At 66.1% G+C, this 643-nt stretch carries 1 protein-coding gene; it reads left to right on the forward strand.

Annotation, left to right across the window (positions count from 1 at the left end):
- Positions 1-77: 77 nt before the first annotated feature.
- Positions 78-643, forward strand: a 566-nt coding sequence (locus tag ACL02S_RS24160) for a DUF305 domain-containing protein (protein ID WP_412804791.1), incomplete at its 3' end; no start/stop codon positions are given.

Raw genomic sequence — 643 nt, forward strand, 5'->3', positions numbered from 1 at the left:
GGATTCATGGTGCTGCAACTGGACAACGGCGTCTATACGCCGCCCCCGAACCAGCAGTCGACCATCGGGTCATAACCATGACGCTGCGAATGCGCACCGTATTCCTGGCTTCGGCGGCCTTCACGCTGCTGGTGCTCGGCGCCGCGCTACGCCCACTGGTATTCCCGGAAAGCCATTCGGCGCCATCGGTGCTCACCGCGGTGGAAATCGGCTTCGCGCAGGATATGACCGCGCATCACCAGCAGGCGCTGCTCATGGTGCAGCGGCTCGACCCCGCCGCCGACCCGGCGATCATCCGGTTGGCCGACCAGATGGACCGGACCCAACGTCTGGAGATCGGCACCATGCTGGGCTGGTTGCGGCTGGCCGACGCGGCCCCGATCGCCGAGCATCCGATGGACTGGATGCACACCGCCGTCCCCGCCGCGCATCAGCATTCGGCTGTCGAACCGCCCGCCGCGGCGGCCGCGGAAACAGCTATGCCCGGTATGGCGAGCACCGCAGAACTCGACGATTTGGCCGGGCTACGCGGACGAGACGCCGAAATCCTGTTCCTGCAGTTGATGATCCGCCATCATCAAGGCGGCATCGTCATGGCACAGGCCGCCGATGCGCTCATACCATCCGGACCGGTCAAGGAGGG

This window comes from Nocardia spongicola, from assembly GCF_047200775.1.
In the GTDB taxonomy this organism is placed as follows: domain Bacteria; phylum Actinomycetota; class Actinomycetes; order Mycobacteriales; family Mycobacteriaceae; genus Nocardia.